Below are 14,651 nucleotides of genomic sequence, written 5' to 3' on the forward strand. Positions count from 1 at the left end.
GCTCCTTCTCAAGCCGGCAGCTCTGCCGGCACCACATGTAACTAACGTGGTGTTCGGAAGAATCCAGAGCACGGGTTTTTAGTGGGTTCCCGTGACCGGCAGGCCAAACCCTCGCGGCACGCTTTCAACTCAGCCCTTGGTCGGGATGTGGGCTTCTAGGTTCGTTGTCACAGGCATCCACATCTTAGCCGAGTCGAAACTGACGAAGGCGAGCCAGGATCTTGCAGTCTTGTCGTAGCGGGTTGCCTGGATTGGGGTCCATTTATGTCGATGCCAGCTTGCTGGATGATGCTGTGTGAAAGCGGCGACGATATCGGATCATGACAATTGGGCCGTGCCACAGCAGGATTGAGATGATCGCTGCAGAACAATTCACTTCCTCAAAGAGGAGTGCATTGCGTGACTGTGATTTTGCCTTTCGCCGCCGAAGAAGCACTTGCATCCTGATCAAAAGCGATTAGCGTTTCGTTTTGGCTGAACGCCGCCGCCCGAAGGCATGAGAGGAACGTGCCGCCGAGCGTATCGAGGGGAATGGGAGCCCACAATGAAAACCACGGGAATGATGAAGGCGGCGGCCTTTTCGGCTGCAGCCATGGTTTTTGCCTTGCCTTCAGCAGCGGCTGACAAGCCTGTCTTCGGCCTGGTGATGTCCTTCAGCGGCTGGTTCCAGCCGATCGACGCCGATACGATTGCCGGAGCAAAGCTTGCAGTCGAAAACATCAATGCGGCGGGAGGGGTGCTGGGCCAGCCGATCGAGATCGTCGAATTCGACAATAAATCGGAACCCCCGCTGGGGGCCGACGGGGCGATCGACGTCATCGACAAGGGTGCCAAGGCGATCCTTTTCCCGTCCGACTTCGATTTCGGCGCTCCGGGCGCGTTCATTGCCCAGCAGAAGAATGTCGTTGCCTTCTCGGCGGCATCGGATCCGAAGTTCGGTGCAAAAGGCATTGGGCCGCTTGCCTATTCGGTGTCGAACGCCGGACAGGCGCAAGGCGCGCTGATGGCCGAGTGGGCCTACAAGGAGAAGGGCTGGCGCAAGGCCTATGTCCTACTCGACAACACGATCTCCTACACGAAGTCGCTGTGCGGCAGCTTCGCCGAGCGCTGGAAGGAAATTGCCGGGGCGGGTGCCCTCCTCGGAGAGGACACTTTCCTCAATGGCGATCCTTCGATCGCATCGCAGGTCACTCGCAGTACGAGCTTGGCGGAGAAGCCGGACCTGGTCTTCCTCTGTTCCTATGCTCCAGGCGGTCCGAGCGCCATCCGGCAGATGCGCGCCGCCGGGATTGATGCCGCCGTGCTGACCGGCGAGTCCATGGACGGCGACTACTGGATCGGCAGCGTGCCGGGCCTCAGCAATTTCTATGTCGTCAACTACGGGTCGAAATACGGCGACGATCCGAGCGCGGAGGTGAATGCCTTCTTCGAGCGGTTCGAGAAGAAGTTCGGCAAGAAGGCGGACGTGTCCTACGGCCTGCGTGGATACTCGGCAGTCCAGGCGTGGGCGATCGCGGCGAACAAGGCTGGATCGCTTGACGGCGACAAGGTCGCCGCGATCCTGGACACCTTCGACAAGGAACCGCTGGTGGTCGGCCCGACCACATGGACGGCCGAACGACATATCGAGGCTACCCGCCCGATGGCGATCATCGGCGTCAAGGACGGGAAGTTCGCTGCGGAGGGCAGGTTCTCGGTGGAAAAATACCCGGAGTTCTGAGGCACCGTTCGTCAGGGAGGGACAGGCTTTGGACCTTGCGGCCGAGCACGTCACCGTGCGCTTTGGCGGACTGGTGGCGATCGACGACGTGTCGATCGCCATCTCGCCGGGCGAGGTGCTTGGCCTGATCGGTCCCAACGGCGCCGGCAAGACCACTCTCGTGAATGTGCTCGCAGGATTCCAGGCCATCGCCAGGGGATCGCTCAGACTGGGCGAGAGATCCATGGCTGGGTCGCCGGCAAGCAGCTTCGCGAGAAGCGGCATCGTGCGCAGCTTTCAGTCCGTGCGCCTGTTCAGGGGAATGACGCTCTCGGAAAACGTCGAGGTCGGCTTCGTCAGCCGCGGATCGGGACGGCAGCAGGCCCGGGAGAGGGCGCTCTCCCTGCTGAAGGAACTCAACCTCCACCACAAGGCCCACCATCCTGCCAATGCACTGAGCTACGGCGAGGAACGAAGAGCCGGACTGGCGCGGGCGCTCGCACTCGAGCCGCGGTTCCTGCTGCTCGACGAGCCGGCGGCGGGTTTGGCCGCTGCGGAAGCGGAGGAACTGCGCCAGACGATCCTTGCCTTGCGGGATCGTTATGGCTGCGGGATCCTGGTCATAGAACACAACATGGCGCTGGTGATGAGCCTCTGCGATCGTGTCCACGTCATCGGCAGCGGCAAGACCATCGCGATCGGCACGCCCGAGGCCGTGAGGGCCGACCAGGCCGTCCGTGCCGCATATCTGGGCGGGAAGGAACTCGGATGATCGGGGCAGGCCCAGTCTTGGAGGCCAAACCCGACCGCCGTGCCCTCGTCAGCGTGCAGGGACTGGTCGTTCGTTACGGTCCGATTACGGCATTGCGGGGCGTCGATCTCGAAATCGGCGCGGGCGAATGCGTCGCGATCATCGGTCCGAATGGGGCTGGGAAGACCTCCCTCGTCTCGGCGATCGCCGGCCTCGTGCGGCCTGCCGCTGGCAAGGTCGTGCTTGACGGTCTGGACGTTGCCCGTATCGGCCTTGCCGACGTCGTGCGGTCAGGCGTGGCGCTGGTTCCTGAGGGGCGCAACATCTTCGGCAGCCTGACCGTGGCTGAGAACCTGAGACTGGGCGCCACGCCGCGCAAGGACGACCGCATCGCGCCGGACATCGACGAGATTTTCCAGCGCTTTCCCATACTTGGCCAGAGGCGCAGCCAACACGCCGGCCAGCTCTCCGGCGGCGAACAGCAGATGCTTGCGATCGCCCGCGCCATGCTCTCGCGTCCGAGACTGCTCATGCTCGACGAGCCGTCGCTCGGGCTCGCGCCGATGGTCGTCGACGGGGTCTACGAACTTCTCGCCGACATCAAGCAGCAGGGCGTCGCCCTGCTCGTGGTCGAGCAGAACGCCACGCGCGCTTTCGGACTGGCCGACCGCGTCTCGATATTCGGCCATGGAGCCATCCAGCTTTCCGGTGCGCCTGACGCGATAGCAGCCGACACGAATTTCGACGCAGCCTATTTTGGGGCAGCCTATGCCGACCGCGGAGCGCCGGCATGATCGAGCGGGTGCTGCAAACCTTGGTCGATGTCGTCAGCGTCGGCGGCCTCTATGCACTCACTGCGCTGGGGATCGGGTTGATCTTCGGCGTGATGCGGCTGATCAATTTCGCGCACGCGCAACTGATCATGATGGCCGGCTATGCGATCCTGGTCCTCTTCAGCCAATCCGTGCCGCTCGCCATCGCTGCAGCGGCGGTTGTCGCCATCCTGCTGGCGCTCGGCACCGAAAGAGTGGTGTTCCGTCCGCTGCGGGACGCTGATCCCGCGACACTGCTGATCGCCTCCTTCGCGCTCAGCTTCTTCATCGAAAAGACCATGATCATGCTCGTCGGATCGAGGCCCAAGGGCGTCGACTTCCTTCCGGAGCTCGCGCGGCAGATCGAGGTCGCAGGCGTGAGGCTGCAATTGCTGCAGATCGTGACGATCGCCGTCAGTGGCGCGCTCCTCATCGCGACGACCTGGTTCCTGCGGTCGACCAAGCTCGGGCTTGAAATGCGGGCGGCGGCCGAGAACTTCCGCATGGCGCAGGTGCTGGGCGTCCGTGCCAACCGCGTCATTGCCGTCGCGTTCGCAATGAGCGGCATCCTTGCGGCCGCCGTCGCCTGCCTGTTCGTCGCGCAGACAGGCCTGGTCCAGCCGCGCATGGGCCTGCAACTCGTCGTCATCGCCTTTGTCGGCAGCGTGATCGGCGGGCTGGGCAGCTTGCCGGGCGCAGCACTGGGAGGATTTCTCGTCGGCGCCGCGACGATACTCCTGCAGACGCTCTTGCCTGCCGAGCTTCGCGTGTTCCGCGAGGTCTTCCTGTTCGTCGCGGTGGCGCTGGTCCTGCTGCTGAGGCCTCAGGGCCTCATCCCGGCTCCCGGTCTAAAAGCGCGGGTGTGATGATGGCGGTTCCGAAAGGCCGGGATGAAGGAAGGGTCGCGCGTCTGGCGCCGCTGCTGATGCTGGTCGCGGTCGTGCTCCTGGTTGCGGGCGCGGCCGAACTCGCGCCGGCTGTCGTGCAGCGCCGCATTACCCAGGGCCTCATCAATCTGGTCGCCGTCGTCGGCCTCTACGTGTTCGTCGGCAATTCGGGTGTGCTGTCCTTCGGCAACGTCGCCTTCATGGGGATCGGCGCTTACGTCTCGGCCCTCCTGACCATGGCCCCGGCGGCCAAGGGCGTCTTCCTTCCCGACCTGCCGCCATTCCTAGCGGCTGCCGAACTGCCGGTTGCCGCCGGCGCATTTGCCGGAGGTGCGGCGGCCGCCCTCGTCGGAGCTGTCGCCGGCTTCCCGCTGATGCGGCTATCGGGCATTTCCGCCAGCATCGCGACCTTTGCGATCCTGGTAGTAAGCTACGTCGTGCTCGGCAACTGGACGTCGGTCACCGGCGGCCAGAACTCGCTGATGGGACTGCCGATCTATGTTGGGATCTGGACGGCCACGGTCTGGGCCGTGGTCGCGATCGTCATCGCCTTCTTCCACCAGGAATCGCGATCGGGCCTGCTGCTGCGGGCCTCGCGAGAGGATGAGGTTGCCGCGGCGGCCAGCGGTGTCAACGTGGTCTGGAACCGCTTCCTCGCCTTCGTGATCAGCGCCTTCCTGTCGGGCATCGCCGGCGTGCTCCTGGCGCACTTTCTTGGTACCGTCCGGGTCGAGACCTTCTATCTGGACCTTACCTTCCTGATCATCGCCATGCTTGTCATCGGCGGCACCGGCAGCCTGACCGGCGCCGTCAGCGGAGCGCTGGTCATCACCGCGCTGACTGAGTTGCTGCGCCAGATCGAGGTCGGTGTCCCGATCGGCACGACAGTCATCGCGGCGCCTGCCGGGCTCGGGGACGCCGTCCTCGCGCTTCTCATGCTCGCTATCATCCTCTTCAGGCCGAAAGGCATTTCGGGCGGGCGCGAACTCGCCTGGGCACGTGGACCCAAAGAGCTGAAACTCTCGCAACCGGCCGCCGACGGCCACAACTCCTGACCCGGGGAACCGCATGAACGACAATTCCAGCCCGCCCGCACCGATGGTCGACCCGTCAGCGATGTCCGAGGTCGCCAAGGGTGTCTACGTCATCTCCGACCGCCGCGTCCCTCTGGTCCCCAACATCGGGATCGTCACGGGAGACGAGGCGGTGCTGGTCGTCGACACCGGCATGGGACCAGAGAACGGGCGCCGAGTCTATGAAGCCGCGGTGCGAATTGCCGCTGGCCGCCGCCTTATCCTGACGCTGACGCATTTCCACCCCGAGCACGGCTTCGGTGCGCAGGAATTCAAGGGCAGGGCCACCATCCTCTACAACACGGCGCAGCGCGACGAACTCGCGGCCAAGGGAGAGGCCTATCTCAGCATGTTCCGGACGTTCGGGCCGGGTGTGGCGGCTGCACTGGAGGACATTGTTCTGGTCGATCCCGACGAAACCTATGCGGAGGCGACGAAGCGGCTGGACCTCGGCGGCCGCGTCGTCGAATTGAGCACCTTCGGGCTCGCGCATACGCGCGGCGATCAGGTGGTGACGGTGCCCGACGCCAAAGTGGTATTCACCGGCGATCTCGCCGAGGAGCGCATCTTTCCCATCTTCCCCTGGTTTCCGCCTGGCGATGCCGACCTGGACGCCGACAACTGGGCGCGGGTGCTTGAGGATCTAGAAGCGACAAGGCCCGCGATCGTCGTTCCGGGACACGGCTCCGTCGGAGGGGCAGAGATCCTGCATCAGGTGCGTTATTATATTCTCGATCTGAAGACGCGGGTCGCGGAACGCACGGCTGCCGGCGAGAGCGTGGACAAGATTCTCGCCACGCTCGCCCCGCAGGTACGGGCGGAGCACCCGGACTGGGATTCGCCGGAGTGGATCGATTTCGCGATCAGGTACTTTGCGGACAAGGGCTGAGCGCATGGCGAGGGCGCTCATCGCGCTTCACTTCCAGAACGACATCTGTCACCCGGACGGGCGCGTTCCATTCGCGGTCGACCGCTCGTCGGGCGATGCGGACAGCTTCCTGAGCCGCTGCCGGGACACGATCGCCAAGGCGCGCGCAAGCGGGTGGATGATCGTGCATGTCCATATCGCGTTTGCGCCGGACTATTCGGACCTGCCCCGGAACTGCTCGCTTTTTCGTGCGGTCGAGACCCTGGGGGCGGTAAAGGAAGGTTCCTGGGGCGCCGCCGCCATGGAGGGTTTCGAGCCGGTGCGCGACGACGTCCTGCTTACGCACCGCTGGAACAATGCATTTCAGGGGACCGGGCTCGAAAGGATGCTGGAGGAGCGGGGAATTCGCGAGGTGGCGGTGATGGGGCTGGCCACGCAGTATTCAGTGGAACATACGGTGCGCCATGCAGCCGACCTCGGCTATGCCGTCACCATGCTGCGGGATTGCTGCGGTTCCGCCAATCCAAAGGCCGCGGAGGCATCCTTTGCGGCCATGGCGATGCTGGCGGATGTCGTCGATTCGAGCGAGGCCGTGTAGCCGGCGCGAGCCGCCCGTCAGGACCGAAGTGGAACAAGGGTCGGGGCCGACGCAGCCACGATCAGGTCGGTCATCGCCTCGATGGCGGGGTCCGCCTTGTCGCCGCGTACGCCGAGATAGGCTCCAGCGACAAAGCCGTTGAAGGACATGAAGAGGATGTGGGCGAGGCTCACATAATCCACGCGCCGGCTGGCCCTCGGCGCCGCCTCTCGCAGCATGCCGGCGACCCGCTGCTCGCACCATTCGAGCAGGTCGCCATTGTAATGATCCGCCTTGGTGACCGTTGAGACGGCCTGCATCAGGTTGTTGGCGAAGAAATTCGACTCGTTGGGGATTTCGACCCAGAGCGTGTCCACGATCCGGCGCACCTTGTTGCGATGGCCGTCGACCGCCTTCAGCTCCCTGTCAAGCCGATCGAGCCGTTCCATCAGCCATGGGCTGAAGATCGTATAGAAGAGATCGAGCTTGGAGCCGAAGTAGATGTAGATGCCCGACGACGCCACGCCGGCGGTCTGGCCGATCTCGCTGATCGAGGTGCCGACATAGCCCTTCTCTTCAAAGAGCCGAGCTGCCGCTTCTAGAATCGCGTCCCGGACCTCCGCCTTCTTCACCTGAACCATGGATGCATCCGTCGAGTGGATTCGTGGTGCTCGCTCCATCTCCGTATCGCCGAACTATTCGCCACATGCAACGCACAGCGCCCGACGCAGCACGGAAGACGAGACAACAGCAAAAGCCACGGGGCGGTCGCTCAGTGCTGAAGGCGAATTAAAACGATCGTGAGTCCATCACGAAGCGCTGCGTCGACGCTGAAATCGGGACGCCCCGCAACATTTCCTAAACTTCTTGCCAGAGCCGCAGGGGCACGGGTCGCCACCCTTGAGTTGCAGCCGCCCGACCAGCGGCAGCATGGCGGCGGAAGGGATCAGCGATGCGGCGAGCGTCGTCAGCTTGGCCGAGATTCCCGGGACGATCAGCCGCTTGCCGGACTTGAAGCCGCGCCATGCCTGCTCGGCCACGTCATCGGCATCGAGTTCGGGCAGGATCCTGAAGAGCCCCGCCGTGCCCGCCCCCGCGCGGTCCAGAAACCGGGTGCGCACGGGCCCGGGGGCGACGCAGGTGACAGTCACGCCGCTCGGCGCCAGTTCCTGGTGCAGCGCCAGCGAAAAGGAGCGCACGAACGCCTTGCTGGCGTAGTAGAGCGCCATGTACGGCCCGGGCAGCGCGCCTGCCACGGAACTCAGGTTGATGACTCCGCCGCGCCTGCGCGCTGCCATTCCCGAAATGAGGCGCAGCGTCAGATCGGTGAGCGCGCGGATGTTGAGGTCGACGATGCCGAGTTGATCCTCGATCGGAAGCGTCGCGGCCGCGCCTCTCAGGCCATAGCCGGCGCTGTTGACGAGAACGTCGCAAAAGAGGCCGTGTGCGGCCACGAAGTCTTCGATTTTCTGCGGTGCATCGATTAAAGAAAGATCGAGCTCGAGCACGAACGGCTCGCCGCCGGCCTTGCGTACCTCCGCGGCCGCAGCGCTCAACCCCTCGGGCGACCGTCCTATGAGGACGATGGGGCCGCCTTCGCGCGCGATGACCTGTGCGAGCGCCCTGCCGATGCCCGAGGACGCGCCGGTTACGACCGTGGCAGGCCGAGTTGGTGGCCTGGAACTGGCGTCTCGGGATTGAAGCGGTTCATCTCTCACGGGCGATTTCCGGGCGGCGACGGTTGGACATGAACCTGGTGGAGCGATTGGCCAAGCCAGTCAAGAAATGGCCGGTGAGAAGAGGCTAGAGCCGCCGCGCCGCTTCGGCACGGGCGGCCTGGGCGAGGCTGCGTAACTCCTCGGCCACCTCGCCGTTCAGGATGTCCTCAAAGCGGCCCAGCGCCCGCGCGACATTGGCGCCGTCCATGACCCGGTGATCGTAGAGGATGCGGACGTTCACGTAACCGTCCTCGTCCATCGGGCCGTAATTGAGGAGGGTGGTGAGCGGCGTGAGCGGATTGAGCGATTCCGCGCCAAGCGCCGAGTAGACGGAGAACTGGAACGTGCCAAAATAGTTCGCCCGCTGCCGTCCGATGTTGAGGCCGAGCCACATCATCACGCGCCTGAGCGGCGCCGGCAGGCGGGCTGTCTTCAGAGCGCGGCGGAACTCCTTCACCTCCATTACCGGCCGCGAGCGCATCTTTTCGACCCAGGCCGACAGCTCGGGGATGGAGTGTTCTTCCGGCCCCTTGATGAGCCCGAGCATCACGGCCTGCTCCCCCTCGTGCTCGCGCTCGAAGGCGATCGAGCCGACGCTCTGCGGATATTCGTAGAGTTGCGGCCGCGGCAGTTTCACCCAGGCGCGCCGGAGTTCCGGGGTGGCGGCGGAGAGGAGCCCGTATCCCTTGAGGAAAAGTACCGTCCAGGAAGGCCGCGGGTGCAGGGCCGCCCGGGCGCGGATCAGGGGACCGAGGTTCATCCGGCGCTGCACGGTGACCCTCGGAATCCCGATCGAAAAGTGCATCAGGTCGCTGACGAGGCGCCGGGGCGCCGAGAGCTTCAGAGGTCGGCCTCGCATGCTTCAGCCTTCAATAGATGTAGGGGATCAGGCGCTTCGTTCGTCCCATGTAGGTAGTGTACTGTGGCCCGAAGGTCTCCAGCATCATCCTCTCTTCCTTCGCCACGCGCACAAAGAACAGGACGGCAAAGCCCACCAGGCCGATCGGCCCGGCGAACCAGTTCGGCAGGAGAAACAACTGGCCGAGAGCGATCAGGAAGAACGAGGTGTACATGGGGTGGCGGACCAGCGCGTAGGGCCCGCTGGAGATGAGGCGGTGCTCGTCGCGGATCTCCAGGGTGATGGACCAGTTGCGGCCGAGTTCCTTATGCGACCGGCGAAAGGTCCAAAGCCCGGCGACTACGATCGCAGCGCCGAGCACGACAGCCCACCATCTGGCCGGATAGTCGGCAGTATCGGGAAAGCCGGTGAAAACGTAGATCGCGGGCAGAACCGCCATGCCGAGCACGGCTGACACGAGCCCGACCCTGTCGAGCAGCGAGCGACGGTCAGTGACGACGCGCACGCGCTTGGCCCGGCGCTCGAACGGGTAGCGGATGACGTACCAGGCAACGATGCCGAGCAGCCAGACGATCTTGGCGGCCAACGCTGTGGAAATGCTCATCCCCGTCTCATGACATCCTGAGGGCCAGTTCGCCCCGAATCAGTATCACCAATTCGGAGTGTATCAACTGTGTCCGGCTCTAGGACGCCGTGAGAACACGGCTGGGTGAAACCGAGCGGCGACCTTCGTTCATCTCCCGGAGCTTCGTGACGAACTCCTGCGGCCTGAGCTGAATCGGGGGGACGCTGTAGCCCATCGAGCGGGCGACGTCGCCGGTGAAAGCATTGCAGTTGTAGAGCGCCGCCTGCCAGAATTTCGAGTTGGCCTGCAGATCGCGGATCTTCCTGACGACCTTGTTGTACTCGGCCTGGCTGAGCATCACGCGCCAGCTTGCCGATCGGTACGGTTCCTCGAGATCGCCGTCGCTCCAGCCGGTCTCGGCCGGGACGGGAACGAAGTGGCCGATGACATAGGGGACAGCGCTCGTGGACTTCGGGTGGAGCCCCGCCACCTCCGGATTGATCATCTGGCCCGATCCGTCGGTGCGCCCGAAGACCACGTAGGTGTGCCCGTAGCTGAGCGCATAGCGGGAACGGAACTCAATGAAATAGTTGGAGTTTCTGCTGTCGCTAGTGGTCGACACGAATTGCGGCTTGGCCGGTGTGTCTTCGGTCTGGCACCCCGCCAGTGCAAGTCCCATGAAAACCAAAAGCAGGAGACGATGGACGCCCTTGAATGTCATTTGCGTGCTCTCTTCACTTCGAGTGAGCCCGTCCGACAAATCAATCCACCTTCGCCACGCCCCCCGCTAGTGGCGTCGATATTCATGAATTCGTCCTGATCGCTTGGACGAACGGGGGAGGAGATTTCGCCCCTTCCCCCGTTGTGGTTTGGTCAGCCTTACTTGACGATGACCGGCTGCTCGACGACAGGTGCAGGCGGCGGCGCTTTACCCTTCCCCTTACCGATGTCCCACGTCCCGCAGCCACTGAGGCTGGCGACGGCGGCCATGGCAACTACTGCAATCAGAACTCGGCTCATGAAGCAATCCTTTCCCCGGATGTGGAATAGGTTTATCTAAGCACGTGACCACGGAATATAGTGGACAACCGGAAGTTAACTGTGAATGTGCCTGAAGCCAAGTGCAGGAAGGACACACTTATAATTCGGTTAACGACACCCGGTGCGGATTTCCCCCATACTCTGCTGGCTGCCAATAGAAAGTGGCAACGTTCTACAATCAAATGAGCACCACTTTGGTTCCCACCGGCGTTCGATCATATAGGTCGATGATGTCCTCGTTGGTTAACCGAACGCAACCGCTCGACACCGCCGTTCCGATCGTCCAGGGCTCGTTTGTGCCATGGAGCCGGAACATGGTGTCCCGTCCGCCCTGATAAAGATAAAGCGCCCGCGCTCCGAGCGGGTTCTCCGGGCCGCCGGGCACGCCGTCCGCATATTGCACAAGACGCGGCTTACGCCTCATCATGCTTTCGGTCGGCCGCCATGACGGCCACTCCGCCTTATTGCCAATCTTGGCTACGCCCTTGAGCGTAAGCCCCTGCTCGCCGACGCCGACGCCGTATCGCGTCGCCCAGCCGTCGGGCTCGACTGCATAGAGATAGCGTTCCTCCGTGTTGACCACGATGGTTCCCGGTGACTCATCGGTCTTATACGCGACGCGTGTCCGCCTGTATCTCGGATCGACGGTTCGACGCACGGTGTAGGAAACGCGGGGGCTTCCAAGTGCCAGAGGGTAGCCGCAGCCCGAAACGCTTGTGGCGACGAGACCCAACAGGAAGGTCCGACGCGCAATACTGCACCTTTTCATGCTGTCCCCACTCCTGATCCGGCAAACGTGCCGGCTGTTCTTTATGTTACATATCGCTTCCCGGTCGCCAAGCTTGCCTCTTGCCCAGGTGGTATGCGAGAGCGCAGATCGACAGCGCTCGCGGCATTGAGGTGACAGGAGCAGTTTTTCGCCCTAACCCGTTCACCTAGCAATCGGCGAATACCCTGGCCATCGCCTTCGGCCCGCTGCCCCGCATTTTTGCAGGCCTGGTAACTACAAGGACAAAATTTCGTGAAGTCGGAGTTCGAAGGAAAAGTAGCGATCGTGACGGGTGCGGGATCCGGGATCGGCGCCGCCGTCGCTAGGCAACTCGCCCAACGAGGTGCCTCGGTAATCGTATCCGACATCGACCCCGCGTCCGCCGAACGCGTCGCCGTCGAGATCGGTTCGCTGGGAGGCACGGCCCATCCCTTCGCGGCCGATGTCGCCGATCCGGCTGCGGTGGAGGAACTGGTCGGATTTGCGGTTGAGGAATCGGGAGGGCTGCACCTTGCCGTCAACAATGCCGGGATCAGCGGCATCCGCAAGGCGACGGCGGACTACCCGCTGGACGAGTGGCACAGGCTGATGGACATCAATCTCAACGGCGTCTTCTACTGTTTGAAGCATGAAATCGCTGCCATGCGGGCAGGCGGCGGTGCAATCGTCAACATGGCTTCGGTTCTCGGTAGCGTCGGCCTGCCGACCGCGCCCGCCTACACGGCGGCCAAGCATGCGGTCGTCGGCCTGACCAAGGCTGCCGCGATGGAATATGCGAGGTCCGGAATCCGGATCAACGCGGTCGGCCCCGGCTGGATCGAGACTCCGCTGTGGACCCAGCAGGCAGAGGAGGCGTCGACCCGCCGCCTGATGGCGATGCAGCCGATGGCCCGGCTCGGAGCCCCCGAGGAAGTGGCCAATCTGGTCTGCTTTCTGCTCTCGGACCAGGCAAGCTTCATCACCGGCAGCTATCATCTCGTCGACGGCGCATACACCGCGCACTAGGCCTGCGACGCCTTCCTAAGCCAAGGCCAAGGCGCCCCGCTCCAGCGCTGCCCTGACCCGCTGATTGAGCTCTGTCGCCGCGGCGATATAGTCCGGCGACCTCGTCCAGTAGCGAAGCGTGAGCGTCGCGGCCGCGCCACCGACCTGCGAATACAGCACGCTCGGCTGTGGTTCGGCCAACACGCGTGCGTCCTGGCGGGCGAGATCGAGAAGGATCCGTTCCGCATCGGCGGCGGGAATGTCCTTCGGGATGGTCACCGCGATGTCGTTACGGCGCCGGCCGTTGCGGTCGAAGTTGCGGACGGGCTGATTCCAGAGGGTTGAGTTCGGCGCGAGGATGTAGATTCCGTCCACACCACGCAGTCGCGTGGCGAACAGTCCGATCTCCTCGATCTCGCCCGCCACTGCGCCGACCTCGACATACTCGCCGATCTGGAAGGGTCTGAGCACCAGCAGAATGATGCCGGCAGCTATGTTCTGAAGGGTTCCCTGCAAGGCCAGGCCGATCGCCAGACCGGCCGCGCCGATGGCCGCGACGATCGAGGCCGTCTGAACCCCGAACTGGCCGAGCACCATGACCAGCACCAGCGCCAAGATGCCGTAACGGGCCGCAGTGGCGAAGAACTGGCGCAAGGTCCGGTCGAAATGCGGGATGCCACCCAGTGCAGCATGTATCGCCCGTTCGATCAGCCCTGCCGCCAGATAGCCGATGATCAGAAGGAGGATCGCCCCGACGACGGAGAGCGAGTAGGTGATGATCAAAGCCCAGATTGTGTCGAGACCGTCTCCCACGAACGCGACCGCGCGCTGAACCTCGTTCCCCATCCTGCCACCCCTCCTGTTCTCAAAGGCGTGAAACCCGCGACGCCGTGTTGCGTTCCAAGTCCGCTGCCCGTGTCGCGGCAGATAGTTCACGAGAGGTGAGGGCGATGTCTTGAAACCTTAACGCAGCTCTGCCTATCTTTGACTTGTCCGCTGATTTGCGGATCACTCGTTGTTCTAGTCGCGAAAGGAACGAAGCTGAGAACAGCACTACGGAAGAAGGCATTCCCCATGCCTTCGCCGGCCGGGATGAGCGGAATGGACTCCGTGTCCCGCGCCCTCGAAACAGTCCTTGCCAGTCTCGAGGACTCCAAGGCCGAAAACATCGTCTCAATCGATATTCAGGGAAAGTCCAGCCTCGGCGACCATATGGTCGTGGCGTCGGGCCGGTCGCATCGTCACGTCTCCGCAGTGGCAGACCAACTGCTGAAGGCGCTGAAGGATGCGGGCTTGGGCAATGCCCGCGTAGAGGGCCTCGCCGCCGCGGACTGGGTCCTGATCGATTCGGGCGACATCATCGTGCATATCTTCCGCCCCGAGGTCCGCGAGTTCTACAATCTGGAAAAGATGTGGCAGGCGCCGGACCTGGAGGAAGAGACGATCCACTGATCTGAGACGCTGTGGCGCCGTTACCGGCGTGAGCCGGAGGACGGAGCATGATGAAGATTGCCATCCATGCCGTGGGCCGGATGAAGGCCGGCCCCGAGAAGGATTTGGCCGCACGCTATCTCGACCGCTTCGCCAAGGCGGGGCCCGCCGTCGGCCTGGAATTCTCCGGCCTGACCGAAATCCCGGAGAGCCAGGCCGCGAGGGGGCCTGACCGCATACGGGAGGAGGCCGACCGGCTGGCTGGCGCATCGCTTGGCGATGCGGTGCTGGTGCTGCTCGACGAGCGCGGACGCAATCTCACGTCGCAGGCCTTCGCCGAGAATCTCGCCTCATGGCGTGACCAGGGCAAGCGGACATCCGTGTTCGCGATCGGCGGGCCGGACGGGCACGACCCGCGCCTGCGCGACAAGGCGGGACTGGTCTGGTCCTTCGGTGCGCTCACCTGGCCGCACCAACTCGTGCGCGTGATGCTGGCTGAGCAACTCTACAGAGCCGCGACGATTCTTTCTGGGCACCCGTACCACCGTGCGTAAGTCCGGCACCCTTGCGAAATTCTGGACAAAGATGCCGTTTAGAGGTCGCGTCAATTATGGTTG

At 63.7% G+C, this 14,651-nt stretch carries 18 protein-coding genes; 10 read left to right on the forward strand and 8 right to left on the reverse strand.

The annotated features are described in order from the left end of the window. Positions 1–544: 544 nt before the first annotated feature. The 7 genes from HUI96_RS14530 to HUI96_RS14560 are packed head-to-tail and all read left to right on the forward strand — an operon-like array spanning position 545 to position 6,688. A complete protein-coding gene (locus tag HUI96_RS14530; protein ID WP_188255383.1) occupies positions 545–1,720 on the forward strand; it encodes an ABC transporter substrate-binding protein in 1,176 nt (391 codons plus the stop codon). A gap of 28 nt (positions 1,721–1,748) precedes the next feature. Further along, a complete protein-coding gene (locus tag HUI96_RS14535; RefSeq protein ID WP_188255384.1) occupies positions 1,749–2,471 on the forward strand; it encodes an ABC transporter ATP-binding protein in 723 nt (240 codons plus the stop codon). Beyond that, entirely contained in the window at positions 2,468–3,244 is a 777-nt protein-coding gene (locus tag HUI96_RS14540; RefSeq protein WP_188255385.1) for an ABC transporter ATP-binding protein, read from the forward strand. The genes HUI96_RS14535 and HUI96_RS14540 overlap by 4 nt, the downstream gene beginning before the upstream one ends. After that, positions 3,241–4,128 carry a branched-chain amino acid ABC transporter permease gene (locus HUI96_RS14545; RefSeq protein ID WP_210320175.1) on the forward strand — a complete coding sequence of 296 codons (888 nt, stop codon included), beginning with the start codon at positions 3,241–3,243 and terminating at the stop codon, positions 4,126–4,128. Before HUI96_RS14540 ends, HUI96_RS14545 begins: the two co-directional genes overlap by 4 nt. Positions 4,129–4,130: 2 nt before the next feature. Next, positions 4,131–5,204 (forward strand): branched-chain amino acid ABC transporter permease, encoded by a 1,074-nt coding sequence (locus HUI96_RS14550; RefSeq protein ID WP_188255386.1) that lies wholly within the window; start codon positions 4,131–4,133, stop codon positions 5,202–5,204. Between the two features lie 13 nt (positions 5,205–5,217). After that, a complete protein-coding gene (locus HUI96_RS14555; protein WP_210320176.1) occupies positions 5,218–6,111 on the forward strand; it encodes an MBL fold metallo-hydrolase in 894 nt (297 codons plus the stop codon). 4 nt (positions 6,112–6,115) lie between these two features. Then, entirely contained in the window at positions 6,116–6,688 is a 573-nt protein-coding gene (locus tag HUI96_RS14560; protein ID WP_188255387.1) for a cysteine hydrolase family protein, read from the forward strand. A 17-nt stretch (positions 6,689–6,705) separates the two neighbouring features. Here HUI96_RS14560 and HUI96_RS14565 read toward each other — a convergent pair whose 3' ends face one another. From HUI96_RS14565 to HUI96_RS14595, 7 genes are all read right to left on the reverse strand, one after another. Beyond that, complete coding sequence (locus HUI96_RS14565) at positions 6,706–7,308, reverse strand: TetR/AcrR family transcriptional regulator (protein WP_188255388.1); 603 nt, start codon at positions 7,306–7,308, stop codon at positions 6,706–6,708. A gap of 168 nt (positions 7,309–7,476) precedes the next feature. After that, positions 7,477–8,385 (reverse strand): SDR family NAD(P)-dependent oxidoreductase, encoded by a 909-nt coding sequence (locus tag HUI96_RS14570; RefSeq protein ID WP_188255389.1) that lies wholly within the window; start codon positions 8,383–8,385, stop codon positions 7,477–7,479. Between the two features lie 85 nt (positions 8,386–8,470). Continuing rightward, a complete protein-coding gene (locus HUI96_RS14575; RefSeq protein WP_188255390.1) occupies positions 8,471–9,244 on the reverse strand; it encodes a hypothetical protein in 774 nt (257 codons plus the stop codon). Positions 9,245–9,254: 10 nt separating this feature from the next. Beyond that, positions 9,255–9,848 (reverse strand): protein-S-isoprenylcysteine O-methyltransferase, encoded by a 594-nt coding sequence (locus tag HUI96_RS14580; RefSeq protein WP_188255391.1) that lies wholly within the window; start codon positions 9,846–9,848, stop codon positions 9,255–9,257. Between the two features lie 79 nt (positions 9,849–9,927). After that, positions 9,928–10,530, reverse strand: a complete 603-nt coding sequence (locus tag HUI96_RS14585; RefSeq protein WP_188255392.1) for a hypothetical protein — start codon at positions 10,528–10,530, stop codon at positions 9,928–9,930. A 158-nt stretch (positions 10,531–10,688) separates the two neighbouring features. Continuing rightward, positions 10,689–10,829 carry an ABC transporter gene (locus HUI96_RS14590; protein WP_188255393.1) on the reverse strand — a complete coding sequence of 47 codons (141 nt, stop codon included), beginning with the start codon at positions 10,827–10,829 and terminating at the stop codon, positions 10,689–10,691. 199 nt (positions 10,830–11,028) lie between these two features. Continuing rightward, complete coding sequence (locus tag HUI96_RS14595; protein ID WP_188255394.1) at positions 11,029–11,619, reverse strand: L,D-transpeptidase; 591 nt, start codon at positions 11,617–11,619, stop codon at positions 11,029–11,031. Between the two features lie 252 nt (positions 11,620–11,871). On the opposite strand from HUI96_RS14595, the gene HUI96_RS14600 reads away from it, so the two are divergent. Beyond that, the gene (locus HUI96_RS14600) at positions 11,872–12,624 is read left to right on the forward strand and encodes a glucose 1-dehydrogenase (RefSeq protein WP_188255395.1); all 753 of its coding nucleotides are present in this window, start codon (positions 11,872–11,874) and stop codon (positions 12,622–12,624) included. A gap of 15 nt (positions 12,625–12,639) precedes the next feature. Here the strand turns inward: HUI96_RS14600 and HUI96_RS14605 are convergent, their stop codons facing one another. After that, on the reverse strand, positions 12,640–13,449 hold the full coding sequence (locus HUI96_RS14605; RefSeq protein WP_188255396.1) for a mechanosensitive ion channel family protein: 810 nt from the start codon (positions 13,447–13,449) through the stop codon (positions 12,640–12,642). A gap of 228 nt (positions 13,450–13,677) precedes the next feature. Between HUI96_RS14605 and rsfS the strand changes: the two genes are divergently transcribed. Then, positions 13,678–14,055 (forward strand): ribosome silencing factor, encoded by a 378-nt coding sequence (gene rsfS, locus HUI96_RS14610; protein ID WP_188255397.1) that lies wholly within the window; start codon positions 13,678–13,680, stop codon positions 14,053–14,055. Between the two features lie 50 nt (positions 14,056–14,105). Then, positions 14,106–14,588 (forward strand): 23S rRNA (pseudouridine(1915)-N(3))-methyltransferase RlmH, encoded by a 483-nt coding sequence (rlmH, locus tag HUI96_RS14615; protein WP_188255565.1) that lies wholly within the window; start codon positions 14,106–14,108, stop codon positions 14,586–14,588. Positions 14,589–14,651: the final 63 nt, after the last annotated feature.

The organism is Pseudaminobacter soli (ex Zhang et al. 2022) (genome assembly GCF_014595955.1).
GTDB lineage: Bacteria > Pseudomonadota > Alphaproteobacteria > Rhizobiales > Rhizobiaceae > Kumtagia > Kumtagia pseudosoli.

Coding starts and splice junctions, on each gene's coding strand:
- rlmH (WP_188255565.1), top strand. CDS start 14,106: ATGAAGATTGCCATCCATGCCGTGGGCCGGATGAAGGCCGGCCCCGAG.
- rsfS (WP_188255397.1), top strand. CDS start 13,678: ATGCCTTCGCCGGCCGGGATGAGCGGAATGGACTCCGTGTCCCGCGCC.
- HUI96_RS14555 (WP_210320176.1), top strand. CDS start 5,218: ATGAACGACAATTCCAGCCCGCCCGCACCGATGGTCGACCCGTCAGCG.
- HUI96_RS14575 (WP_188255390.1), bottom strand. CDS start 9,244: ATGCGAGGCCGACCTCTGAAGCTCTCGGCGCCCCGGCGCCTCGTCAGC.
- HUI96_RS14550 (WP_188255386.1), top strand. CDS start 4,131: ATGGCGGTTCCGAAAGGCCGGGATGAAGGAAGGGTCGCGCGTCTGGCG.
- HUI96_RS14585 (WP_188255392.1), bottom strand. CDS start 10,530: ATGACATTCAAGGGCGTCCATCGTCTCCTGCTTTTGGTTTTCATGGGA.
- HUI96_RS14540 (WP_188255385.1), top strand. CDS start 2,468: ATGATCGGGGCAGGCCCAGTCTTGGAGGCCAAACCCGACCGCCGTGCC.
- HUI96_RS14560 (WP_188255387.1), top strand. CDS start 6,116: ATGGCGAGGGCGCTCATCGCGCTTCACTTCCAGAACGACATCTGTCAC.
- HUI96_RS14545 (WP_210320175.1), top strand. CDS start 3,241: ATGATCGAGCGGGTGCTGCAAACCTTGGTCGATGTCGTCAGCGTCGGC.
- HUI96_RS14530 (WP_188255383.1), top strand. CDS start 545: ATGAAAACCACGGGAATGATGAAGGCGGCGGCCTTTTCGGCTGCAGCC.
- HUI96_RS14580 (WP_188255391.1), bottom strand. CDS start 9,848: ATGAGCATTTCCACAGCGTTGGCCGCCAAGATCGTCTGGCTGCTCGGC.
- HUI96_RS14590 (WP_188255393.1), bottom strand. CDS start 10,829: ATGAGCCGAGTTCTGATTGCAGTAGTTGCCATGGCCGCCGTCGCCAGC.
- HUI96_RS14565 (WP_188255388.1), bottom strand. CDS start 7,308: ATGGTTCAGGTGAAGAAGGCGGAGGTCCGGGACGCGATTCTAGAAGCG.
- HUI96_RS14595 (WP_188255394.1), bottom strand. CDS start 11,619: ATGAAAAGGTGCAGTATTGCGCGTCGGACCTTCCTGTTGGGTCTCGTC.
- HUI96_RS14605 (WP_188255396.1), bottom strand. CDS start 13,449: ATGGGGAACGAGGTTCAGCGCGCGGTCGCGTTCGTGGGAGACGGTCTC.